Origin of the sequence: Brevibacterium renqingii (genome assembly GCF_017808105.1) — a bacterium.
In the GTDB taxonomy this organism is placed as follows: Bacteria; Actinomycetota; Actinomycetes; order Actinomycetales; family Brevibacteriaceae; genus Brevibacterium; species Brevibacterium renqingii.
Genome location: NZ_JADBHF010000015.1, coordinates 57,783 through 81,999, shown reverse-complemented (window position 1 = coordinate 81,999; position 24,217 = coordinate 57,783). Strand labels below are relative to the sequence as shown.

The following is a 24,217-nucleotide window of genomic DNA, read 5'->3' as shown; positions in this document are numbered from 1 at the left end:
TGTGGCATGGTGTCTATCCTTCCAGGCTTGCCTGTGAACAAGCCAGATCAGATGTCACCAAACCTTGCATCAGTCCCAAATGCGCCTCGATTGCGTCACGAGTTCGATGGAAGATCGGGCGGGCTCGAAGGTCAGTCTTCGACATTCGAAAAGACTGCTCGACATGCCACAGGTCGTGATAGGAACCAACGACGTCGGTCGCCGACATCACGTTGGCAGCAATGTTCGTGACGTAGCCTTTCCAGCCGGCTAACCCGACGGCCTTGTCATAACCAGACTCGTCGAAGACCTTCGTCGACCCCTTGGTTTTGACGAACCGTGCTGCTTTCGGTTTCGATTCCCCATCGATGATGCGCATCGCCCGATTGCGCTGCAGATTCAGCGTCTCCCGGTCTCTCACGGCTCGTTTCCGCTGGTATTGCCACACTGCTCGCCAGGCGTGCGGATGGTCTTCAGGTGACCAGACGGGTTCGGCGCGAGTCAGAGTCCGGTTTTTGTTCAACGCAACGGTGGCTCGTGGGGTCAGGGTATCGACGAGTTGCCCGTCATCGGTGTTCGTCCCGTTCCAGGTGAAGAACGTTGCGAGATCATTCGGTGCCTTCGTCTGCCGTGATCCCACGATGAACCGAAGCCCGGCGTCATCGATGGCCTTCAGGTTCGCGGCTGAGAGCATTCCAGCATCAGCGACGATGACCATATCGGTGACCCCATGTCGGTCCTGGAATCCCTTGACGATCGGGATCATCGTGAACGTCTCTGCCTTGTTGCCTTCGAAACAGCCGATCTCTAACGGAAACCCAGTCCGATCGACCAGCAACCCGACAACGATCTGCGGGTCGACTCGACGCTCTTTCGAGTATCCGACTTTGCGCAGTTCGTCTTCTTTCTCTGCCTCAAAATAGAGGGTCGTGACGTCGTAGAGGATCAAAGAGATCCCTGTTGTTGCGACCGAAAAGTCGAAGCACTTCGAGGCGATGGTTTCTCGGTACGCATCAGCATTGACTCGTTGCAGGCACCTGGTGAAAGTGCTGCGGTGTTTGGTATCGGCACCGAGTTCGTCAAGGACTCTAATGCTGTCCGACTTCGATGTGGGTTCGACGATGCGAGCCAGTACTAGCTGAAAGAAGGCTTCGTCGTCGACGACGTGGAAGCCGAGCCTGTCGTAGGCGGTGCGGATCGTGTCGATGAGTCGACGCGATGCCGATCCCTTCACACGTCGACGTGAACCGGTAGAGACCTTGTTTCCGGTGTCGAGTTCGAGAGACAGCTGTCCGGTGGACTCGTTGATTTTCTCGCGGCCGGCCTCTTCGAGTGCTGCCAACTGTGCTGGGGTGTGTGCGGAGCCGAGGTGTTCGATGACGGTGAGTTTGCCGTGGCGTTTCGTCACGATTTGGACCGCGGTTGCCCCGGACGCGGTCGGGACTTTCCTCAGTCGCAGGCTCATACACTCATTCTACGGACCTGTTTAGTGTCCCAATTCCACGGATGACAGCTCTCTCACCACTACCGATGCCGAATCAATACCGAAAATCGGCTTAGGTGAAGCAAGTCAGGAGTGAGCCAGAACCGTCCGTCGGCTGGGTCGATTACAGGCAGAGGGCGACTGAGTTTCGATGTTGAGCGAGTTCAGTTCGTAGATAGGAGCAAAGCTTCCCACGCAAACGTCGCCACCCAGTGCGAGGACATGTATTCGTCGGACACAGCAGCCTCAAAGCCCGGTCCCATGAGAGGGTCGACGCGGGTGAGCATTCCTTTGGCCTGCTCCATGAGTGATTCATCGCCGGTATGTTCGGCGATCGTCTCGACCTGTGGGGCTAAGCGCATCACTGAGGCTGCCACGGACAGACCCAGTCCGTAGAGATGGCTCTGCTGACCATCACTCGGGTCATGCACCTTGACCGGAGTCAGCGCTGGTGATTCGGGGGAGAGGTCAGAGAGGAACCCGGGCAACCAGGAGGCCCGCTCGTCGTCAGTGAGGACTTCGACCATGAGGTCGGCCTCGCACAACCCGGGCGAAAGGAAGTCGTGGCCGCTGCGCTCCTGCGTGAAGTTCCACGCGACGTCCTCGGCGTAGAAGCGTCGAGCCGCACCGGCGACGATGTCGACGACATCGTGGCGGCCCGCTGCTCGGGCGCCCACGAGGATGCGACGCAGCCCGAATGCCGTATTCGAGTGAACTCCGTGACGCACTGGTTCGACGACCTTCGGCAACCAAGTGGACACCAACTCGAATACAGTGTCAGCGAGCACCTGGGTGTTCTTGCTGAGCGCACGCAGTTCGGGCAGTTCGTTGGCATTGAGCACTCGAGTGAGCTCAACCGCCCATGCCCAGCCGTACGGCCGTTCCCACGAAGGATTGTCACGGAGGAAGTCCGCCTCGGCGATCATATTCACGTCACTCAAGTGGGACGACAGCACCTCGATGGCCTCTTCGCGCCAGTTTGCCGTGCGTCCCGCCTCAGTGCCAAGTAGTGAGGCGAGCAGGTAGTGCATGTGCACGCTCGAGTGCCAGTCGTAGGAATTCGCGAACGCCGGGTTCTTCTCACCGGCCGGCACGATGTCGGCGAGGCTCCGGGCGACGTGGTGAGCGGCAAAGGGGTACTCACGAGTGATATTGGCCAGGGCCACCTCGGCGAAGGAGTGGACGAACTGATCTGGTGAGGACATCTGCGCTCCTGCTGATTTCGAGGACTCTCTTACTGGGACATCGTCGGCGAGAACCGACCCCGATACCGTAATTCTTCCATCTCCGGGGAACTGGTCATCTGAAAATCAGACAGAGAGCATCCACAACGGCTATTGGAACTGTCGAAGCGCGCTCATTAGGCTCGAACTGCCTCTTCAGTGCAGATGGCAAGCCGAAGATTCACCTTACCAATCTACACAGAAATTCATGCTCGATTGAGCACCCAACATGCCGAGGAAGCCCGGTCCAATTCTCAGATCGCCGACGCAGCAGAACCGATAGATTCTGCCGAGATGAGCCCCGCATCCAGAACCGAGCGCAAGCAGCCGATCGGCCTATTCACGCTTTCGCCGACCGTCTCATTCCTGCGCGGAACCATGGTCATGGCCGGCGGAATCATCAGCATGGACGGTCACATCACTTTGGCGACTGTGCCTGCCTCCAAAGGACGATCAGCGAATTCGGATCGTGTCCTGCCCGTCTTCGGCAACCTCGTGCACCGGGTGCCGTCGGAACCGGTCGAGCAGCCAAGTCTCCACCGGACCGAGACGCCGTCCTCGGTGCCAGATCAGGTCGACCGAAACAAGCCAATCAGTGAATGGATAGGCACCGAGGTGAAGCTCGACGAGTTCGCCGGAAGCGATCTCCGGAAGCACGAGCTGCCGAGGCAGGGTAGCCCAGCCGATGCCTGACCGAGCGAGCGCGGTGAGTGCCTCGTAGGAGTCGGTGTGCCAAGTCTGCGTCGACTGTAGGTACTCACTCGTCGGCAGTGCACTTGAGTGTGAGATATATGCGAGGTGACGATAGCCGCGGAGCTCGTCGAAGCTGGGGGTGGGGACCTGCGCAAGAGGATGATCTCGGTGCGCGACATGGGTCATCAGGAGCTTGCCCATCTGATGGAAGCCGAGTGCATCCGGGTATTCAGGAAGCAGAAACGCAATCCCGAGTTCGGCCTCGTCGGCAAGTACGAGTCGGCTTGCATCGCCGCGGTCAGGGTTTCTGATGATCAGGTCGGTGTGTGGAAACGTTTCTGTGAACTCCTCAAGCACCGGCATGATCTGATCGGGCGGGATGCCTACTGCAAGTGTGATGCTCGCGGCTTGTTCATCGGCGAGTGCGTCTCCGTGTCTTTCGAACGTGACGGCTCGGTCGTAGAGCGCGCGGGCTTCGAGTAGAAGTGCTTGACCGGCTTCTGTGAGCGTAGGTGTGCGGGTGCTTCGGTCAAACAGCTCGACAGCGAGAGAGATCTCGAGATAGGCGATCGCCGAGCTGATGGTTGATTGGGTTCGACCGAGAGCACGCGCTGCCGCCGAGAACGAGCCGTGTTCGACAGTGAGCACGAACGCTTCAACTTGCTCCAGACTGAGTCGCATGGTTTCAATCTATCGGTTACATCGATGGAAACTCATTTCATCTATCGGTGTGAGCGCAATATTGTCGCCTTATCCTCCTCTGGACAACGAAAGCAGGTGCAACCATGAAACTCGCGGTCAACGATGCTCGCGTCGCAGCGGTCGATTCAGTTGACGAAGTGCTGCCGATGCGGACGATGGCGACATTGGGCCTTCAGCACGTGCTGGTGATCTATGCCGGCGTAGTCGCAGTTCCCTTGATCCTCGGCGGAGCATTGGGATTGGAGCAGGCGGAAATCGTCATCCTCATCAACTGCAATCTCATCATCGGCGGACTGGCGACTCTGCTGCAGACTCTCGGCGTGTGGCGCTTCGGCGCGAGGTTGCCCCTGATCCAGGGTGCCTCGTTCATCGCTCTGGCGCCGATGATGCAGATCGGTACGGAGTACGGTCTTCAGCATGTCTTCGGAGCCGTCATGGTCGCTGGTCTGCTCGCCATCGGTCTGGCGCCGCTCTTCTCCCGGCTGCTGCGATTCTTCCCACGTGTGGTCATTGGATGTCTCATCACAACAGTGGGCATCTCACTCATGCCCGCAGCTGCTGGGTGGCTCGGTGGTGGCGAGGGGAGTGATTCCTTCGGAGCCCCGAAGCATCTGCTCATCGGGTTGCTCACAGTGGTGGTCACCGTCATCGTCTATGTGTCCTTCAAGGGCCTGATGAGCAGCCTGTCGGTGCTCATCGGCATGGCTGTGGGCACTGTGGCGGCCATGTTGCTCGGGCTGAGTGATTTCAGCGGCATCTCCGATGCGGCATGGATCGGGATCGCTTTGCCCATGAGCTTCGGGCTGCCCCAATTCGACGTAGTGCCGATTCTGATCATGACACTCGCCATGGTCGTGATCATGGCTGAGACCACCGGGAACACTCTGGCGATCGGACGCATGGTGGATGCGCCGATCACTCCGCGAAGGCTGGGGAACGCTTTCCGCGGCGAAGGACTGGCGACGATGCTCAGTGCGATCTTCAACGGGTTCCCGCTCAACGCCTTCAGCCAGAACACTGGACTTATCGCCATGACGCGGGTGCGGAGCCGGTACGTCGTAGCCGCTGCTGGAATCATCATGGTGGTCATGGGTCTGATACCGAAGGTAGGTGCTATCGTCGCGGCCATTCCGCCCGCGGTCCTCGGCGGAGGCGCGATCGTAATGTTCGGGATGACCACGGCCGCCGGCATTCAGGAGCTGGCACGAGTGAAGTACGAGGGGACGCATAATTCGCTGATCGTGGCGATCTCCCTCAGCGTGGGTGTGCTGCCGATGGCGATGCCCTCGTTGCTGGGCTCCATCGAAGGCCCGCTCTCACTCATCCTCGAGAGCGGCATCTTCCTGTGCGCCATCGTTGCCGTGCTGCTCAACGCACTTATCAATAGAAGAACCGCTATCGAAACCACTGAAGAAACGGACATGGATATGACAGAGACACGACCAGCGCACTCGGCGGCAGGAAACTCGTTCGTCACCGCACCGGCTGGAGTCGGAGACAACGCTGCTGGGATCGAGACCGACCTGGCTCAGCTCAGGAACGTGATCTCGTTGGCCGAGGACTCAAGGAAGCGCGGCAGACATCCGTTCGCCTCCACAGTCGTCGCTGCGGATGGAACTGTGCTGGCGGCCGAAGGCAACAATTCGATGCCGCCTGCGGGTGACCCGACGCAGCATGCGGAGCTGCGGGCTGCGGCAGAGGCTGCACGACGGCGCTCTCCGGAGGAGCTGGCGGCAGCGACACTGTACACGAGCGCCGAGCCATGCGTGATGTGCACTGGAGCCATCTACTGGACGGGCATCGGCCGGATCGTCTATGCCTTGTCGGAGCGCCGTCTGCTGGAGCTGACTGGTGATGATCCCGAGAACCCGACCTTTGACCTCCCCTGCCGGGAAGTGCTGTCGCGGGGACAGCGAGCGATCGTGGTCGTCGGTCCGTTGTTGGAGGACGAGGCGGCTATCGCTCACCAAGGGTTCTGGACCCGGAGGACGAACTGATCCAGCAAGCTAATGGAGGGGCAGCGTTCGCTGCCCCTCCATTCTTCGCATTACTGTGGGACCGACTTGCAATTCAGCTTCTAGCCATAGTCTGCTGTGCTGGACTCCATCGGTCCAACCGTCAGAAGGCAGGTGAGTGGTGAATCGGTCTCCCCGGGTCCACGGCAAGACCGTCGACGAGCACACTCGGTGCGTGCACTACGCGACCGAGCTCGACATCGTCGCCATCCGCTTCGCCTGCTGCGGTCGCTACTATCCCTGCCACCTTTGTCATGTGGAGACAGCTGACCACCCGGCCGAGCAATGGCCGCGCGAACAGTGGAACCAGCCTGCGACCCTCTGCGGCAGCTGCTGGGCCGAACTGACGATCGAGACATACAAGAACGTCGATGACTGCCCGGAATGCGCCGCATCGTTCAATCCGGCGTGTGCGGCGCACTCGGACTACTACTTCGGAGCCTGAACCAGTCAGGGCAGTCAGGCCGAGGGCACCGGGTTCGCCTCCGAGCCTTCGGTGATGGTGAGCACGAGCGTGCTGTCTTCCGTCATTCCCAGATGGCGGCGCCGCGATGGAGCATCTTCTCCGAGCAGCACTGCCCGGGCACCCGCCAGCGCTGCCGCCCCGCACGGTCCCGCGGCGACACCGAGTTCGGCGAGGCGATGGGCTGCGTCGATCGTGTCCTGTTCGCTGACCGTGGCGGCTGCGTCGAGGCCGTCGCGGATGAACGGCCAGGCCAGCGACGAAGGGGTTCCGCAGTTGAGGCCGGCCATGATCGTCTGCCCGGTCTCGACCGAGATCGGCTGTCCGGCGTCAAGGCTGGGTCCCACGCATGCCGCATTCTCCGGTTCGACCGAGACGACCGCGGTCGAGCCGGTACCCGTCTCGCTGCGGTAGTGCGCGATTGCGGCCTGCAGCAGCGAACCGACACCTGTGGGCACGAGGACGAGGTCGGCGCCGCGGTGGCCCGCATCCTGCAGCTGCTCATCGACCTCGCGGAACAGAGTCGAATACCCTTCGACGATCCAGCCGGGCACCTCTTCATACCCGTCCCAGGCGGTGTCCTGAACGAGCACACCGCCGCTGCCATCAGCGTACTCTGCGGCCGCGGCGACGACCTCGTCGTAGCTGCCGGCGACCTCGACGACCTCGGCGCCCTCATTACGGATGGCGGCGGTCGCATTCGGGTGGACGGCCCCGGCCGGGACGAAGATGCGCGCATTCCGTCCCGCCCTGCGAGCGAAAGCGGCGACCGCGCGGCCATGATTGCCGTCGGTGGCCGTGACGATCTCTCCCGCGGCATCGCCGTCTTCGTCGCCAGCGGCGTGTTCGGTCCCGTTCCCGATTGCTTCAAGGGCACGATGGACGGCCCACGATGCCCCGAGTGCCTTGAACGCGGGCAGGCCCAGCCGTGTCGACTCGTCCTTCGCGAACACTGCACCGACGCCGAGCTCCTCGGCCAGGGCAGGAAGTTCGACGAGCGCGGTGGGCGCATAGCCGTCGAGCTGCCGGTGGAATTCGAGGGCCTCGGGCGCTGGGGCGGCACAGGTCCAGGCGGGGTCGCGGTCGTTGGCGGTCCAGCTGGAAACGGTGGTCTCAGATGAGGTCATGACATACGTCCTTCGGTCAGGAGTGAGCGCACGAGTTCGACGTAGACGTCGATTCCCGTGCCGAGGATGGAATCGTTGAAATCGAAGTCGCGGCTGTGCAGGGGAGCGGTGCCGCCCGGTTCGATGGCACCGGCGCCCAGGAAAGCGAAGCAGGCGGGCACCGCGCGGGCGTAGGCGGCGAAGTCCTCGCTGGCGGTGATGGCCCGGCATGCGCCGTTGACTCGGCTCTCGCCGAGCGCCGTTACCCCCGCACGGATGACGTGGTCGACACAGGCGGGGTCGTTGATCGTGGGACGGAAGACTCGAGAGTAGTCGACCGATGCGCTCGCCCGGTGAGCGATGCCGATTCCCTCGGCGATCTCTCGGATGCGAGCTTCGACGAGGGCACTGTCCTCATCCGTGAAGGTACGGACATCGCCTCGGAGCATGACCTCGCCCGGAATGGCATTGCGTGCCCCGTCCGTGACGAGTTCAGTACAGGAGACGACGACCGAGTCGAGCGGATCGATGTCGCGAGCGACGATCGTCTGCAGGGCAAGCACTGTTTCTGCCCCCGCGACCATCGGATCGATGACCAGGTGCGGCGCAGAGGCATGCCCTCCCCTCCCGCTGATGCGGATCTCGAAGTTGTCCTCAGCGGCCATGATCGGGCCGCTGCGCACGTTGAGCTCGCTGGCGGGCAGCCCCGGAATGTTGTGGAGGCCGTAGACGGCGTTGACGGGGAACCTGTCGAGCAGCCCGTCGGCCAACATGGCCTCCGCGCCAGTGCCCGGCTCTTCGGCGGGTTGGAAGAACAGGCGCACCGTTCCGTCGAAGTCGCCCTCTTCCGTCAGCGCCGAGGCGGCCCCGAGGACCATCGCCATATGTCCGTCGTGACCGCAGGCGTGCATGGTGCCGGGGTTCTGGGAGCTGTGTTCGACGCCGGTCTGCTCGTCGATGGGCAGACCGTCCATATCCGCCCGCAACGCGATCGAGCGGGTGCTCGTACCCCGGCGCAGCGAGGCGACGAGACCCGTGCCGCCGATGCCGGTGACAACCTCCCAACCGAGGTCCGTGCATGTCTTTGCGAGGAAGTCCGCAGTCTCGGAGACGTCGAACCCGGTGCCGGGCATGCGGTGCAGCTGCCGGCGCCACTGCTTCGCTCGGTCTGTATGGCCTGTGCTCATGTCTCGATGATCACGGAGTTCGAGCAATCGCATCAACCGAGATGGACAGATTCAGTCAGAAACCTGGCTACCGACGCAAAAACATTGCGTCATTGTTCGCACTGACAGAGACTGGTGATGTGGAGCGAACATTGGACGACGTCGACATCAGATTGCTCGACGCCCTGCAGAACGACGCCCGAATACCGCAATCAGCGCTGGGAGCTCGCGTCGGACTGTCGACGGCGGCGGTGAATCGGAGACTGCAGCGCCTGACGTCGATGGGAGTCATCAGCGGAACGGCCGTGACCCTGACCCCCGAGCTGCTGGGATGCCCCGTCCGCGTCATCGCCCAGATCGCGGTCGAAAGCGAACAGCTCGACAAGCTCGACGCGCTGCGTTCCGCGCTCATCGCCCGACCCCAGGTCCAACAGTGCTACTACGTCGCCGGCGAATGGGACTTCATCGCCATCCTCATCGTCCGCGACATGGCCGAATATACGAGGTTGAGCCGGGAGCTCTTCCTCGGCAACGACAATGTCCGGCGTTTCAGCACCCACGTCGTCATGGACGCCGCCAAGGTCGGCCTCACCGTTCCGCTGACAGACTCCTGACCCGCTCGTTCGCCTGCTTCTGGAATGTGAGACCCTGAAATCACTATGACTGAGTCGAATGCTTCCGCATCATCCACCGCTTCCACTCCTCTGACCGCTCAAGGTTCACCCACTCGCACCGAGACCGATTCGATCGGCAGCCTCGAGATCCCCGATACCGCCTATTGGGGAGTGCACACGGCTCGGGCCAATGAGAACTTCCCCATCGCCCGCCGTCCCATCTCCGTCTACCCGGACTTCGTGCGCGCCTTCGCCTGCGTCAAGCAGGCCGCGGCGCGAGCGAATGCCGAGATCGGGGCGCTCGACGACCAGCGGGCGAACCTCATCGACGCCGCGTGCGAGGAGATCAAGGCCGGCAAGCTGCGCGACCAGTTCGCCGTCGGCGTCGTCCAGGGCGGGGCCGGAACGTCGACGAACATGAACGCCAACGAGGTGATCACCAACCGCGCCCTCGAGATCGCCGGTCGACCGAAGGGCGACTATACGTTCATCCACCCCAACGACCATACGAACCACAGTCAGTCGACGAACGACACCTACCCGACCGCGATCAAGATCGCTCTGGCGTTCTCGCTGCAGAACCTGCTGGCCGAACTCACGCTCCTCGCCGATGCCTTCGCCGCCAAGGGCCGCGAATTCGCCCACATCGTCAAGGTCGGACGCACTCAGATGCAGGATGCGGTTCCGATGACTCTGGGCCAGGAATTCAACGCCTTCGCGACGACTCTGCGCGAGGACGTCCAGCGTCTGGAAGAGGCCGTCGCCCTCCTCGGCGAGGTGAATATGGGCGCGACCGCGATCGGGACGTCGATCAATGCCCCGGTCGGATACAAGGAAGCGGTCATCAAACACCTGCGCGAGATCACCGGGCTCGATCTCGTCACCGCCGGCGACCTCGTCGAATCCACCTCGGACACCGGCGTCTTCATCACCTTCTCTGGCGCGCTCAAGCGCAGCGCGCTGAAGATGTCGAAGATCGCCAATGACCTGCGGCTGCTGTCCTCGGGTCCGCAGGCCGGCCTCGGCGAGATCAATCTGCCGGCCCGTCAGGCCGGATCGTCGATCATGCCCGGCAAGGTCAACCCGGTCATTCCCGAGTCGGTCTCCCAGGTCGCATACTCCGTCGCCGGCGCCGATGTCACCGTGTCCATGGCCGTCGAAGCCGGGCAGCTGCAGCTCAACGCCTTCGAACCGATCATCGCCCACTCTCTGTTCCAGTCGATCACGTGGCTCGAGCGGGCCTGCCAGACCTTCCGCATCAACTGTGTCAACGGCATCACCGCCAACGAAGGTCGGCTCGACGACATCGTCGACCGCTCGGTCACCGTGATCACCGCCCTTGCTCCGGTCATCGGGTACGCATCCGCGGCGAAGCTGGCCAAGGAGGCGCTGGCGAGGAACGAATCCGTTGCCGATCTCGTCGTCGAGCACGGACTGCTCGAACGTGATCAGCTCGGTGAGATCCTCAGCCCCGAACGTCTGACCGGAATGCCGGCCGACGACAGCGTGGACAACTCGGCGACCAGCTCCGAGGCGGTTCCCCGCGACGAGATGACCGGAGAGCTCCCGGTGGTGGCCGACCCGGAGGGGTGAGTCGCGATGCGCGGCTGTGTGAGGGGCCTGATCGAGGTTCCTCACGCAGCCGCACAGGCTTCTGCTTCGCTGTTCCAAGGGATGCGGTCAAAGTCTGAAGCATAAGATCGAGCTGTGATTGTCGAAACTGTAGCTGCGTCGAGCAGGCGGCTAAAAGCTACGACTGACTGCAGACGGACCTGCGGCGCACGATTGTACGGTGGTGCGACGAGACGGTAAAGGCACTGTCTTGACACGACTCCTTCGTTGATTCCTCCGAGCCTGTTGCTGATGCTGAAGACCTGCTCAGGCGAGCCCCATGGTTGGTTCGACCTCGAGCTGCACGGGGGTGACCTGGCCCTCGGAAAGCTGATCGGAAAGCCGGTCCGCTCCGACCATCCTGCCGGCGAGGTCGACGAAGCGTTCCTGGATTTCGATGATCGTTAACGGCCCGTCGGCATGGAACCAGTTCGCAACGCCATTGCACATTTCGATGACGGCAAGGCGGGCTACCTTAGCATCAGTGTCCTTTGTGAATTCCCCGGCTGACAAGCCACGCTCGAACACATCGGCCCAGAGTGCTTCGTATTCGTCCCGGAGCACAAGCAGGGATTCATGGTTTCCTGCTGACAGCGACCTCAACTCGTGATCGATTACTTTGCTTGTCAACGGGTTGAGTGCCGCCAAACCGACGTGCGAGCTGACGAGGTATCCGAGTTGTTCGAGAGGTCGAACTGACCGGGCTACGGCGGACCGGCCCATGGCTGCGAGGTTCTCGAGAGCCAGCCGCATGATCCCGACCAAGAGGTCTTCCTTGCTGCCCGTGTAATGGTATAGGGTCGCCGAGTTCAGTTGCAGCTCGCGTCCGATCTCTCTGATGCCTGTCGCCGCGAAGCCCCGTGCGGCGAAGAGCAATACCGCTGCTTGCTGAACCTCTTGAATCCTCACGGCGATTCCTCTCCTGGCAGTTACTCCGTCGGAACCGCATTGCTGGTACAGCCCGACGCCTCACGGCCACTTTACGGAAACACGTGGAGGAGAACATCTTTGGGTCGGAGCCAACTTTAACGAGACTCTTGTTCAGTTGGACCGTTTCCCCCAGAAGGTTGCGTTGCCGCGAGCAGTCAGTCCCGTTTCCCATGCTGCTACAGCCTCGGCTGTCTCCTTTTCCATCGCCTTCTCGACCTCCCGAAGGGGCGGTCGGAACAGCCGAAGGTGTTGTTCGGTAGAACAATTGGAAGGGGTGTACTCATGCACCCGCGCAATGGCTGCGCTCACAAGATCCGACTCGGTGAGCTCGTCGATCAGACCGATGCGTTTTGCCTCTTCAGCTCCTACTCTCCGGGCCCCCAGTACGAAGTCCAGTGCAACACCTCGCGGTAGCAACCCTCCCAACAGCAGACTCGATGCATTCGACACCGTCAGCCCCAATGAGTTCTCAGGCAGGAATACTTCAGCAGACGGTGCGGCCATTCGTCGATCGAAGGCCAATGTCATTTCGAACGCGCCACCGACAGCGAGTCCATTGAGTGCAGCGATCGTGGGCACGTTGGTGCGCAGACAGGCACGGCTGATGTTGTGGAACGCGTTGACCGATTCGGCGATCTCCTGTGCATTGCGAGCTTGGTTCGCGCCGGCGAGATCATGTCCAGCGGAGAACGCGCGACCGACACCTGTGACAATTAGGCCCTTGACTCCGTCAGCGTTGCCATAGCCCTTCACCAGGTCGGCTAGCTTGTGCAGCATATCGGCGTTGAGTGCATTGAGTTTGTCTTCTCGGTTGAGACTAATGACCGCGACGTCATCTGTGACCGTGTGCTGGATCAAGTCATGTGTTTCGGTGGTCGACATCAGCGGTGCTCCTTCTGATTTTTGTTAGGTACGGAGAGGGCCATCGCGAAGACACCTGGACCTTCGGTGGCCAGAGCTTCCGGGATCTGGCTCTTGATGATGCGTTCGGAAGGTGTGAGGGGAAAAGTGTCGACGAAGGCGATGAGCGCGGGAAGCTTGAAGCGTGCCAGGTGATCTTGGAGTAACTCGAAGACGTCCTCTGCGAGTGCGCGGGACGGCGTGCGACCTTCTTTCGGCAGGAGGAACAGCTTCACCTGTTCGCCCCAAAGATCATCCGGGACGGCGACAACCGCACTCGCGATGATGTCCGAATGCTGGTTCGCGGCGTTCTCGACTTCCGCGGAGGAGATGTTCTCACCGCCTCGGCGGACCATGTCCTTGATCCGGCCGACGAGTCGGAATGCCCCGTCCTCGCGCTGAATGACGACGTCTCCGGTGTGGAACCATCCGTCGCGCATCACCTCAGCTGTCGCATCGGGGAGATTCCAATACCCCTTCATCAAAGGCTTGCCACGCACGACCAGCTCACCCTGTTCTCCCGGCGCTGTTTCGCTGCCATCGGGAGACAGCACTCGAGCTTCCTTGCCAGCCACCGGCCAACCGATGATTCCCGAGCCCACAGAGGACTGAGCCGCGAGTGGGACGCAGAGATCGATACCAGTTTCAGTCATTCCATAGGCCTCGCGCCAAGGCGCGTCCCACCTCTCCTCCAGCTGACGATGGAGCGCGGGAGGAATTCCCGAGCACATAACGATTCGCACCCGGTTGTCCTTATCGGCCGAGGTCGGCTCTTGTTTGTACAACAGAGTCGGCATTGTGCCGAGGACGTAGAAAAATGTCACGCCTTCCTCGCGTACCCAATCCCAGAACCGAGAGGCGGAAAAGCGCGGGCGTATGACCAGAGGGATCCGCGCCAGCAGACATAGCGTCGTATTCCATTGTGGATCCATATAAGAGAACGGCTGTGTAGTTATCGTCACATCACCAACGTCAGCGTCGACGTTTTCTTGAGCACGCCGCCCCAGCGTCATCCAGTATTCGTGAGCGAGCATGCATGCCTTCGGGAAACCTGTCGTGCCCGAGGTGTACTGAAGATTGGCGAGGGTTCGCGCTGTGATGTTCTCCAGAGGTGGCAGTTCTTTCGATGCGGTTCCGTGGCCAGAATTGACGAGATCGACGACGACCATCAAAGAACCAGTAGCCCAAGCTTCAGTCCCTTCCACCTTGTTCCGGCCTTCTTCGTCGGTAATGATCATGCTTGCTCCCGAGTCGGAGAGCACATGGTCAAGGTCGCTGGTCTCGTAGGCGCAGTTGACGGGAACCGCGACCGCGCCTATTCGAAGAACTGCGAGCCAAGTGATCACCCAGTTGGAACCGTTGGGTAAACGGATGCCAACCCGCTCGCCTTGTTCGACACGGAGCGAGACAAGCGTTCGAGCGGACTGTTCGACGAGTTCGTGGACCTCAGCGAATGTCAGACTGTCTTCTGCAGTACGCAGGAACTCGGCTTTGGGGCTATCAGTGGCGGCTGCAGCGAGCTCACCAACCAACGTGGCGGCCATCGGTGGTCCTCCTCATTATCGGAGTAGCGGGTGGGCGATGCGTTCGGGGCTGAGTTCCACCCCAAATTGGTTTTCACGTACGCGAGACACCGCGTCGACAGAGGGACGCGGTCAATCGCCGAGTTCCTCGGTGATCGTCGCATCGAATTGACGTGTCGTCTCAGCGAGGCTGACCCCTCGGCGTCGAACGATGGCGGATCTGACCGCCCAGATGACGTAACCGATGAACAGCACAATGAAGAACACCACAGCGGTGGCAGGCTCAGAGTACGCGGCGAAGACCACTATGAACGCTGAGGTGACCAGCAACCCCACCAAAGTGAACAGAGAAAGACCGCGGCCGAATCTGATAGGGGAAGCCGCCCAGAGTTCGGGATTGAGCTTCCTCACCCGGAAGAGCGCGAAGGCAGCGATGCACTGTAAGAGCAGGATCGCGAACACCGTGAGCATTGAGTACTGTTCAATGTCGAGATTGAGGAGTAAGGCGATGACAACCAGCCCGGTAATAACGAGAACGCCAGGATAGGGCACGCTATGACGTCGGCTAGTTCGGGCGAACCAGCGCGGCAGCACTTGGTCCTCGCCCAGTCTCAGGATGTCCCGGACGACCGAGGTGAATAGTGCGTTGATCGTCGTGGCAGAGGCGAATAGGGCTCCCACGCTGATGAGCGCGACAACCTGAGGAGGATAGTACAGGCTTGCAGAGTCAGCGACCGCAGCAGGAGAAGACCCTGCTTCCTGCCAGTCGAGAGTTCCCGTCACAACAGCCCCGACCGCTACATAGACGAGCAGTATAAGGACGATAGAGATGATGAGGGCGCGTGGGATGGTTCTCCGCGCGTTCTTCACTTCGCCAGCGATTTCGGCAATGACCGTGAACCCTGTGAAGGAGAAGTAGACGGTGATGACGCCGAGCAACAATCCACTTATTCCGTTCGGGAAAGGGTTAGTGAAGTTGCCAGGATCGATGTTCGGCAAACCGCCAGCGATGAATACGATGAGCGCGACAATGAACAGTCCGGTCATCGCTGATTGTACGAGAGTCACCGCCTTGATGCCGAACAGATTGAGGGCACCGAGAGCCACGACGACGATAATTGCGGTAATGGTGATATCGATGCCTGGCAGCAGGGTCTCGAGATAGGAAGCGAAACCGATCGCCATCACCGGTAAGGCGAAGACGGCACAAGCGATGAACATCCAGACTACAGAGAATCCTGCTAAGGGCGAGCCGAATCGTGTCGCGACGACGTAGTTCGAGCCGGTCACAGGGAGCACGGAACCGAGCTGGACGAGGTATAGGCACGCGAATGCTGCGGGGATCACGGCAAGGAGGTAGGCGAATGGGAGGCCTGGCCCGACGATGCCAGCTACAGGGCCCGGGAGAATGAAGATTGACGCTCCGATGACGAACCCAACTATTGTGCTGGTTGCGCCAATTAGATTGACGCGGCGTTTGGGTCGCGTTCGAAGCGGATTCGTTTCTCTACCAGGCATGAGCCCCTCCGATTTCACCACTATGTGAAGCAAAGGTCTGAGTCAATCAATCGATTGATTGGGAACAGACTAAGCCGCTCTCAGGCAGATGTCAATGATGAGGAACCTGCACCCTGGAGCCAAGCGCGAGACACTTGCGCTGGTCCGGATGAGGCTCTTCCTTAGAATTTCCTGGGCGTAGCTCGCAGGACAGAATCCCCGTTGCCTCCTGCCCTACCCCTCGAACAGCCCCTTGATGTCCTCGGCGGTCACCGTCTGGCTGAACGCCTGGCCTGAAGGCCCGCGGCCTTCGAAGGTGCCGGCTTCGGACATGAGGGAATCGAAGAGTTCGGCCTTGCGCTTCTGCAGGGCGAGAACCTTCTGCTCGATCGTGCCCTCGGCGACGTAGCGGTAGACCATGACGCTCTTCGTCTGCCCGATCCGGTGAGCGCGGTCGATGGCCTGATTCTCCGAGGCGGGATTCCACCACGGGTCCATGAGGAAGACATAGTCCGCCTCGGTGAGGTTGAGCCCGAAGCCGCCGGCCTTGAGACTGATGAGGAACACCGGAGCCTCACCGGAGCGGAACGCATCGACGACCGCACCGCGGTTCCTCGTCGATCCGTCGAGGACGATATGGGGGACCCCACGGGCGTCGAGGCCCTCGGCCACGCGGTCGAGGAACGAGGTGAACTGGCTGAACACGATCGACCGGTGTCCTTCGGCGATGACGTCGTCGAGGCGCTCCATGAGCGCGGCGAGTTTCGACGACGGCACTTCCGCATGCTCGGCGTCGACGATGCTCGGATCGAGGGCGAGCATGCGCAGCAGGGTGAGCGAACGGAAGACGATGAACCGCTGCTTGTCGTATTCGCTGTCGATGAAGCCGAGGATCTTCTTCCGCTCCTTCTGCAGCACCCGATCGTAGAGCTTCCGGTGAGCAGCGTTGAGCTCGACGTTGATCACCTGCTCCTGCTTCTCCGGCAGGTCGGCGGCCACGAGATCCTTCGTCCGACGCATCATGAATGGGCGGATCCGCCGCTGCAGTCTCTGCATCCGGCCCGGATTCTCACCCGATTCGATGGGGCGGACATACTCCTCGTCGAACCGGCGCCGGCTCGGGAACAGACCGGGTGCGGTGATGGAGAACAGCGACCACACATCGCGAAGCGAGTTCTCCAACGGTGTTCCGGTCAGCGCCAGCCGGAACGGAGCGCGAACGGACTTCGCGGCCTGGTGGGTCAGCGCCGATGAGTTCTTGACGAACTGCGCCTCATCGAGGACGAACCCAGCCCAGTCGAGGCGGGAGATCGGGTCCTCCTCGAGGCGCAGCATCGCATAGGACATGACGATGACATCGGCACCGTCGACCACCTCGGCGAGCCGGCTGCCGCGCTTCTTCGTCGACTCCGCGACCACGCGCACGTCGAGATCGGGGGTAAAGGCGGAGGCTTCCTTCACCCAGTTCGGCACCACTGAGGTGGGCGCGACGACGAGGAACGGCGGCAGCGTCGCATCGTCGGATGCGGGGGATCGGTCGGCCGCCTCGGCGACGGGATGTTTGATTTTCGCGTGCGCGATGAGCGCGAGCGTCTGCAGGGTCTTGCCGAGTCCCATATCGTCGGCGAGGATCCCGCCGAGGCGACACCGGTAGAGCAGCGCCAGCCACCGGAATCCCTGGACCTGGTAGGGCCGCAGCATCGCCCCATTCAGGTGGGGCACCTCGGTGGCGGGCAGATGGTCGAGATCGGCCAGGGCCTGGGCCGACTCCCTCCAGGTCACGGCCGGTTCGGACTCGTCGGCGAGGTCCTCGAAATCCGACCACAGGCCCACATGCATGCGGGAGATCTTCGGAGATTCGGGCTCCCATTCGGGGATGAGATCCGCCTCGGCGAGGAGGGCCTTGAGCCGGTCGAAGATCGGCTTGTTCAGGGACAGGAACGAATCGTCGGAGAGTTTGATCTTCTTCGTGCCGCGCGCCAGCGCTTTGTAGAGCTTGACGAAGGGGACCGGGCGGCCGTCGATGGTGATCTGGAATCCGAGGTCGAACCAGTCGTTCTTCTCCGACTCGACCGAGGTGATCTTGACGTTCGGTTCTCCGCCGAGCTCTCTGTAGGGCTGCTTCTTCCCGCGGGTGATGACCTTGAGGTGCTCGATCTCCTCGAGCCCGGGCAGGACGTTGACGACGAAGTCGGCGGTGTCGGCGTCATCGAGTTCGACATCGGTGATGCGGCTCAGAGCCGACCCCGTCTCGTGGGTCTCGGCCAGGAGCTTTTCGACTTCGGCGACCACTGCATCCTCGTGCTCTAGGTCGCGCAGCTGCGCATAATCCGCCGCCGAGGCGGCCGTGAGTTCTGCCCGATCGATGACCGGGTAGGTCCGCGTCGGTCCCGAATACTCCCAGTACCAGCGCAGGCTGAGCTTGTCGCCGGCGCCGAAGGTGAGGAAGGTGACGAGGCGGGGCTGCCGGTAGGCCGGGAAGGTGACGGTGTCATCGCTGCTGACGACCTCGGCGCTGGTGCGCAGCTGCGGATAGTACTCCTCGAAGAACTCCTCGGTCTCGGAGTCGGGGATCGTGATCGGGCCGGGCGACCTGAACACGGGCAGAGCCGACTCCTTCGTCGGGGATTCGGCCGGGGCGAGAGTGACGCTGAAGCCCGAGGTGACGTCGATGCCGAAGAAACCGTGTGTCCAGATCGGCTTGATCAGCCCCGGGGCGAACTCGCGTTCGTCGATCGTCGCCCTGGGCTGGACGCGCAGCTGACCTTGGACCCGGCGGATGTCGATCGCTGCTGTGGCCGTCCGGCCGATGGATATGGTCATGCCGGGGTTGATGCCGACGAATTCGATGCCGATCCTCGCGCCCTGTTCGAGATGCTCCCACAGCAGGGGAGTGTGGAAGTCGCCGAGGTGGAACGGAGCCCCGTCGGGCGTGAAGTCGGTCTTGCCGCGAGTGCGCAGCCCCGCGAGCTGGGAGAACCATTCCTGGTGGCGGGGGTCGATGTCGTACTGGCGGGCCATCCGATCGATGGTGCGCCAGGTCAGTGACTTCTTCACCCAGTTGCCTGACTCGCTGAGCATGAGCGGTCGGATAGCCAGGGACGGATTCGCTCCCGGGGTGACGGTGTCGCGGTCGAGCAGCACCGAATGCTGCGCCTCGAACCAGGTGCGGGGGATGACCTCGACGAGCTCGAAGCCCAACGCCACGGGCGTATGCATGCGCGGGGCCGCCTCGGCGAGGGGCGCGAGGGCCTCACGCCAATCGGCGGTCACGGCAGGTCGGGTCTCGGACACCCTGCCATCCTCTCACTCGAGGCTGGCATCAGGCCGACGAACGGAAGACGCAGATGACTGATTGATCACTTTCCGTCGATTCCGTTGTGGTTTCGGAAGGAAGCTCGTAGTTTCGACAATATAAGAGCAATCGGAGGAGTCAAAGCAATGAAGGCTGTCAGGTATTACGGCAAGGAAGACATCCGCATCGAAGACATCGAGGAGCCGAAGACGCTTCCCGGTACCGTTCGAATCGCTCCGGCATTCAACGGAATCTGCGGCAGTGACCTCCACCTCTATCATGATGGCCCGATTCCGCCGGCTCCCACCGAAGACGAAGCTCACCCGCTGTCAGGCGAGACTCTTCCCGTCGTGCTCGGCCACGAATTCTCCGGTGTCGTCGAAGAAGTCGGCGACGATGTCGACGGAATCTCTGTGGGGGACTCGGTCGTCGTCGAACCGCTCATGGTCGATGGCACTTGCCCGGCATGCCAGAAGGGTGCTTATAACCTGTGCGAGAAGATGGGATTCATCGGCATTTCCGGGCGCGGTGGCGGCCTGAGCGATCACATCGTCGTCGAATCTCGGTGGGTCCATCCCGTTGGCGACATGCCACTCGACCAAGCGGCGATGATCGAACCTCTGGCAGTGGCAGTGCACGGTGTCAATCAGACTGGTGCCGTCGAAGGCCAAGTTGCCGTGGTCGGAGGAGCTGGGCCCATCGGATTGCTTGTCGCCGCGGTGCTCAAAGCCAAGGGCCTGACGACGATCGTCAGTGAGGTTTCGGAGAAGCGTCGTGCGAAGGCGCAGACCTCGGGAGTTGCCGACGTCGTAGTCGATCCGACGCAGGAGGATCTTGCCGCAGTCGTTTCCGAGCAGACGGCGGGGGCTATGGCCGATGTCGCCTTCGATGCAGCAGGAGCGACTCCGGTGGTCAGCCAGCTGCTCGGTGTCCTCGGCGCTACAGGGCGTCTTCAGGTGATCGCGATTCATACAGTGCCGGTGCAGATCGATCTCACCGGACAGCTGATGATGCAGGATCGTGTCCTCGGCGCAAGCGTCGGCTATGCGCATGTCCATGCCGAGGCGATCGAACTCGTCCGATCCGGACAGGTCGATCTCGCTCCATTCATCACCTCGAAGATCCTCGCCCAGGACATCGTTCGCGACGGATTCGAGCGTCTGACGAAGAGCCAAGACGAAGTGAAGATCCTCGTGTCGATGAACTGAACGCGCTCCACTCGAAGGGTACCGTGACTTCGTTCGAGCCCCGCACTGAGGTGTGAATTACAAGATTCGCTCCAGACTGGAGGTTCTTCGGCCGTTCGAGCGGTATGCCGTATGAGGGGCCTGTTCTCCTCTCGCCATCGGCCCGGTCTGCCGCTACGTCTGTGCTCGGCACCGTGGGTTGGCAATGATGCGTACGTCTGCTTACCGTGGAAGCGGAAGACCTACAAGGACGTCCGATGTGCCCGACGCCGAGGCGAGGAGGAGAAGCCATGCGCAGGTCGCGGCTGACCAAATGGATCCTCGCACTCCTCATGGTGGCGGTCGCGTGCCAGGCGCTTGTCTTCGCATCGGGACTGCATGATTTTGCGGCGTTGCTCTGGGGACTGTCACTGGCATTCCTAATCGCTGCGCTGGTGCTGGCTGTGAAGCAAGAGCGAGGGGCTAGCCACGGCGGTGCCCCGCGCTAAGCTGGGGCATATGGATGAGAACAAAGGCGTTCGCACAGAATTCTTCGACACCTACAGTCGAGCTCTGATCAACCGAGATGCAACGGCGATCGCCGACCACTATGCGGTTCCGGCCCTCATCGAATTCCCCGGACAGCGGATCCTCGTCACCGATGCGAGCCAGACGGAGAGCTTCTTCGCAGGAGCCGTCGACCAGTACGAAGGAGTCACCGAGGCAGACGTCGCTGTCTCGGTTGTCGCGTCGACCGAGCACAGCATCTGGGCCGATGTCACCTGGACGTACCACGGCGGAGCTGCCGACGAGCGGAACATGTACCAACTCGTGCAGACCGACGATGGTTGGAAGATCGCTGTCCTCACACCACTGACGCTCGACGGAGTGAGCGGCTGAGATGTCTGAATATCCCGAGTTGCTGCACACCGTGATCGATTCAATGGTGCCACCCGTTCTGCATCTTCGTCGCATGACGTAGTGGCTGGCTCAGCTGAAGGCCCCGCTCCGCATCTCCGCCGACCGTAAGCCCGAAAATCTAGAAGAGTAGATCATGAAACGAGAAATCGCCCAGGCCATCACCGACGCCGTCGACAAGGCGTTCGATCGTCAACTCGAGTTCACCAGCGATCTGATCCGCTGTCCTTCTGTCCGCGGCAGCGAGGCGGGAATCCAAGATCGCATGGAACAGGAGTTCGCTGTCAGAGGACTGGAGATCGACCGCTGGCGCATCGACGAAGAAGACATCGAGAACCATGCGGGTTTCGGACCGATGACGGTGCCCTATGACGAGGACTTCAATGTCGTGGGCACTCATCGACCGACCGCCGTACAGGGCCGATCGCTCATCCTGCAGGGGCATGTGGATGTGGTGCCGACCGGGCCGCTGGAGAATTGGACCACTCCGCCGTTCGAGCCTCGAATCGAGGACGGCTGGCTCTACGGTCGTGGTGCCGGGGACATGAAAGCCGGTCTCGCGGCCAACCTCTTCGCCTTCGACGCGATCACCTCGGCCGGCTTCTCTCCTGCAGCCCCCATTCATCTTCAGTCCGTGGTGGAGGAGGAGAGCACCGGCAACGGCGCACTTTCGGCGCTTCTGCGCGGATACACCGGCGACGCCGTGCTCATTCCCGAGCCGGAAGAGAATGCACTGGTGCGAACCAACGTCGGAGTCATCTGGTTCACCGTGCGCGTCGAAGGAAAACCGAGTCATGTTCGAGAGATGAGCCAGGGCTTCAACGCTTTCGACGCCGCCAACGACGTCATCGCCGACCTGCGCACGCTCGAGGCGGATTGGAATGCACAGAAGGACCGGTTCCCAGGCTTCGAGGACGTCGACCATCCGATCAACTTCAACGTCGGACAGATCTCGGGTGGGGACTGGCCATCCAGCGTCCCATCGTGGTGCGAGATCTCCGTACGTGCCGCCATCTATCCGGGGATCGACCCGGAACAGGCGTGGGAAGAGATCCAGGAGCACCTGCGCCACACGAGCATCGCCCGGCGCGGCCAGGACAGTCGCTTGCCACGCTTGGAACGCACCGGCTTCTTCGCCGCAGGCTATCGACTCGAAGAAGGCGGCGAAGCCGAGAGCGTGCTCGCCTCGGCCCACCAGGATGTTTTCGGCCAACCCCTGCAGACCTTCACCACACCGGGTTACCTCGACGGCCGGGTCTACACGAACTTCGGAGCGATGCCGACTCTGACCTACGGGCCGCGATCCCTTGATATCCACGCATTCGACGAACGGGTCCACATCGAGTCCGTCCGCAGCGTCACGAAGACCATAGCGCTCTTCATCGCCCAGTGGTGCGGACTGGATCCGCTGAGATAGAACCGCCACCGGGCCAGCAGGCCGTTCGACCCTGTCATCCCACTCGCGTCGCGCGTACAATCATGGCTTACCTGACTGCATCAGGGAGAGCCCCGGGCTCGTGGAGCGTTCCATGAACCCGTCGTGTTCGCCCGGATGATCGACCGAAGCAATGGGGATGACGTCGAATGACCGCAGACGAAGCAGACAGCTCAGCGTATATCGACTCGGCACAGCTACGGCGAGTCTCGGCAGGCTCCCTCATCGGCACCGCCATCGAGTGGTACGACTATTTCATCTACGGCCTGATCGCCGCCCTGGCCTTCAACGAACTCTTCTTCCCGACTTTCGACCCCGCCGTGGGCACCATCGTGGCGTTCCTGTCCTTCGCCATCGGCTTTGTGGCCCGGCCCGTCGGCTCCATCGTCTTCGGCCACCTCGGCGACAAGATCGGGCGCCGAAACACTCTCATCGCCACAGTCGTCGTCATGGGCATCAGCTCAGGCGCGATCGGGCTCCTGCCGACCTACAGCACGATCGGAGTTTTGGCGCCGATCCTCCTCGTCGTGCTGCGCATCATCGAGGGGATGTCTGTCGGCGGGGAATGGGGCGGCGCCGTCCTCATGGTCGTCGAGCACGCTCCACCCGAGAAGCGCGCTTTCTACGGCGCGATGCCGCAGTACGGGTCGCCGATCGGCAATCTGGGTTCGAGCGGAGTCGTCGCTCTGGTGACGCTGCTTCCCCATGACCAATTCATCGCATGGGGTTGGCGCGTTCCGTTCCTCCTGTCCTTCGTCTTCATGGGCATTGCGCTCTACATCCGCTTCAAGGTCGACGAAACACCGGAATTCAGGAAGATCGTTCAGCAGGACCGAACGGTCAAGGTGCCCCTGTTCCACGTGCTTCGAACCAATTGGCGCCGTGTGCTCATCGGCGTGTGCGCCAGCCTCGTCGGCAGCGCGCCCTTCTATCTGCTGACGACTTTCATCGTCAACTTCGGCACCGAGACACTCCACTTGGCAGCCGGCATCCTGCTGACGGGCACGATGCTCGGCGCCGTCCTCGAAGGTATTGCGATCTTCTTCGGCGGTCAGCTCGGGGATAGGTTCAGTCCGTGGAAGGCCGTAGGAACGACTGCGCTGATCTCTGTGCTCCTTGCCTTCCCGCTGATGGCTCTGGTCGGCACCGCCTCTCCGCCGCTGGTGATCATCGGCATCGGGGTCGGCATCGGACTGCTCGGTCTTCCATACGGTGCGCTGGGCTCGATGATGGCCGATATGTTCCCCGATCGTTCTCGCTACACAGCTGTCGCCGTGTCCTACAACGTTTCGGGAGCCATCGGCGGCTTCGCGCCTTCGGTCGCCTTGGCTTCGGTGGCCGTGTTCGGCGGAACGATCTGGGCCACCGCGGTTCTGCTGGCGCTGAGCATGCTCATCACCGCATTCGGCGGCATCCTCGCGGGGCGCGCCGCCCATAACGACGCACTGACATCATGAAGGCTCTTCAGAGCAGCGCCTGACCGGGACCCCACACCTGG

General features: G+C 61.7%; 18 protein-coding genes and 1 pseudogene. 8 read left to right on the top strand and 11 right to left on the bottom strand.

Annotated elements, in window-relative coordinates; all coding sequences use genetic code 11:
• Positions 1–67 precede the first annotated feature (67 nt).
• From IHE57_RS14460 to IHE57_RS14445, 4 genes and pseudogenes are all read right to left on the bottom strand, one after another.
• A pseudogene (locus IHE57_RS14460) lies at positions 68–1,444 on the bottom strand (IS1634 family transposase); the annotation flags it as partial.
• Between the two features lie 182 nt (positions 1,445–1,626).
• Positions 1,627–2,667: a DUF2891 family protein gene (locus IHE57_RS14455; RefSeq protein ID WP_209374215.1), complete on the bottom strand. Its 1,041-nt coding sequence runs from the start codon at positions 2,665–2,667 to the stop codon at positions 1,627–1,629.
• Positions 2,668–2,939: 272 nt separating this feature from the next.
• Positions 2,940–3,092 (bottom strand): hypothetical protein, encoded by a 153-nt coding sequence (locus IHE57_RS14450; RefSeq protein WP_209374213.1) that lies wholly within the window; start codon positions 3,090–3,092, stop codon positions 2,940–2,942.
• 46 nt (positions 3,093–3,138) lie between these two features.
• Positions 3,139–4,059: a LysR family transcriptional regulator gene (locus tag IHE57_RS14445; RefSeq protein ID WP_209374211.1), complete on the bottom strand. Its 921-nt coding sequence runs from the start codon at positions 4,057–4,059 to the stop codon at positions 3,139–3,141.
• Positions 4,060–4,163: 104 nt separating this feature from the next.
• On the opposite strand from IHE57_RS14445, the gene IHE57_RS14440 reads away from it, so the two are divergent.
• Together IHE57_RS14440 and IHE57_RS14435 are read left to right on the top strand one after the other, a co-directional pair.
• Positions 4,164–6,077 (top strand): solute carrier family 23 protein, encoded by a 1,914-nt coding sequence (locus IHE57_RS14440; RefSeq protein WP_209374209.1) that lies wholly within the window; start codon positions 4,164–4,166, stop codon positions 6,075–6,077.
• 139 nt (positions 6,078–6,216) lie between these two features.
• Positions 6,217–6,540, top strand: coding sequence for a CHY zinc finger protein (locus IHE57_RS14435; protein ID WP_209374207.1), 324 nt, complete (start codon positions 6,217–6,219; stop codon positions 6,538–6,540).
• Between the two features lie 14 nt (positions 6,541–6,554).
• Here IHE57_RS14435 and IHE57_RS14430 read toward each other — a convergent pair whose 3' ends face one another.
• Together IHE57_RS14430 and IHE57_RS14425 are read right to left on the bottom strand one after the other, a co-directional pair.
• Positions 6,555–7,685, bottom strand: a complete 1,131-nt coding sequence (locus IHE57_RS14430) for a diaminopropionate ammonia-lyase (RefSeq protein ID WP_209374205.1) — start codon at positions 7,683–7,685, stop codon at positions 6,555–6,557.
• Complete coding sequence (locus IHE57_RS14425) at positions 7,682–8,851, bottom strand: amidohydrolase (RefSeq protein WP_209374203.1); 1,170 nt, start codon at positions 8,849–8,851, stop codon at positions 7,682–7,684. Before IHE57_RS14425 ends, IHE57_RS14430 begins: the two co-directional genes overlap by 4 nt.
• 119 nt (positions 8,852–8,970) lie before the next feature.
• On the opposite strand from IHE57_RS14425, the gene IHE57_RS14420 reads away from it, so the two are divergent.
• A complete protein-coding gene (locus IHE57_RS14420; RefSeq protein ID WP_209374196.1) occupies positions 8,971–9,444 on the top strand; it encodes an Lrp/AsnC family transcriptional regulator in 474 nt (157 codons plus the stop codon).
• Between the two features lie 45 nt (positions 9,445–9,489).
• On the top strand, positions 9,490–11,037 hold the full coding sequence (locus IHE57_RS14415) for an aspartate ammonia-lyase (protein WP_209374193.1): 1,548 nt from the start codon (positions 9,490–9,492) through the stop codon (positions 11,035–11,037).
• Positions 11,038–11,322: 285 nt separating this feature from the next.
• On the opposite strand, the gene IHE57_RS14410 is transcribed toward IHE57_RS14415, so the two are convergent.
• The 5 genes from IHE57_RS14410 to IHE57_RS14390 all read right to left on the bottom strand — a co-directional run bounded on the left by IHE57_RS14410 (position 11,323) and on the right by IHE57_RS14390 (position 19,199).
• Entirely contained in the window at positions 11,323–11,964 is a 642-nt protein-coding gene (locus IHE57_RS14410; protein WP_209374191.1) for a TetR/AcrR family transcriptional regulator, read from the bottom strand.
• A 132-nt stretch (positions 11,965–12,096) separates the two neighbouring features.
• Entirely contained in the window at positions 12,097–12,867 is a 771-nt protein-coding gene (locus IHE57_RS14405) for an enoyl-CoA hydratase/isomerase family protein (protein WP_209374189.1), read from the bottom strand.
• Complete coding sequence (locus tag IHE57_RS14400; protein ID WP_209374187.1) at positions 12,867–14,429, bottom strand: class I adenylate-forming enzyme family protein; 1,563 nt, start codon at positions 14,427–14,429, stop codon at positions 12,867–12,869. Before IHE57_RS14400 ends, IHE57_RS14405 begins: the two co-directional genes overlap by 1 nt.
• Before the next feature lie 111 nt (positions 14,430–14,540).
• Positions 14,541–15,926 (bottom strand): APC family permease, encoded by a 1,386-nt coding sequence (locus IHE57_RS14395; protein WP_253720340.1) that lies wholly within the window; start codon positions 15,924–15,926, stop codon positions 14,541–14,543.
• A 213-nt stretch (positions 15,927–16,139) separates the two neighbouring features.
• Positions 16,140–19,199 carry a DEAD/DEAH box helicase gene (locus tag IHE57_RS14390; RefSeq protein ID WP_366933975.1) on the bottom strand — a complete coding sequence of 1,020 codons (3,060 nt, stop codon included), beginning with the start codon at positions 19,197–19,199 and terminating at the stop codon, positions 16,140–16,142.
• A 147-nt stretch (positions 19,200–19,346) separates the two neighbouring features.
• On the opposite strand from IHE57_RS14390, the gene IHE57_RS14385 reads away from it, so the two are divergent.
• The 4 genes from IHE57_RS14385 (at position 19,347) to IHE57_RS14370 (ending at position 24,176) form a co-directional block, all read left to right on the top strand.
• Positions 19,347–20,408: a 2,3-butanediol dehydrogenase gene (locus tag IHE57_RS14385; RefSeq protein WP_209374183.1), complete on the top strand. Its 1,062-nt coding sequence runs from the start codon at positions 19,347–19,349 to the stop codon at positions 20,406–20,408.
• Between the two features lie 477 nt (positions 20,409–20,885).
• Positions 20,886–21,266: a DUF6841 family protein gene (locus IHE57_RS14380; protein ID WP_209374181.1), complete on the top strand. Its 381-nt coding sequence runs from the start codon at positions 20,886–20,888 to the stop codon at positions 21,264–21,266.
• Positions 21,267–21,420: 154 nt separating this feature from the next.
• Positions 21,421–22,701 carry an ArgE/DapE family deacylase gene (locus IHE57_RS14375; RefSeq protein WP_209374179.1) on the top strand — a complete coding sequence of 427 codons (1,281 nt, stop codon included), beginning with the start codon at positions 21,421–21,423 and terminating at the stop codon, positions 22,699–22,701.
• A 167-nt stretch (positions 22,702–22,868) separates the two neighbouring features.
• Positions 22,869–24,176, top strand: a complete 1,308-nt coding sequence (locus IHE57_RS14370; protein ID WP_209374177.1) for an MFS transporter — start codon at positions 22,869–22,871, stop codon at positions 24,174–24,176.
• Positions 24,177–24,217: the final 41 nt, after the last annotated feature.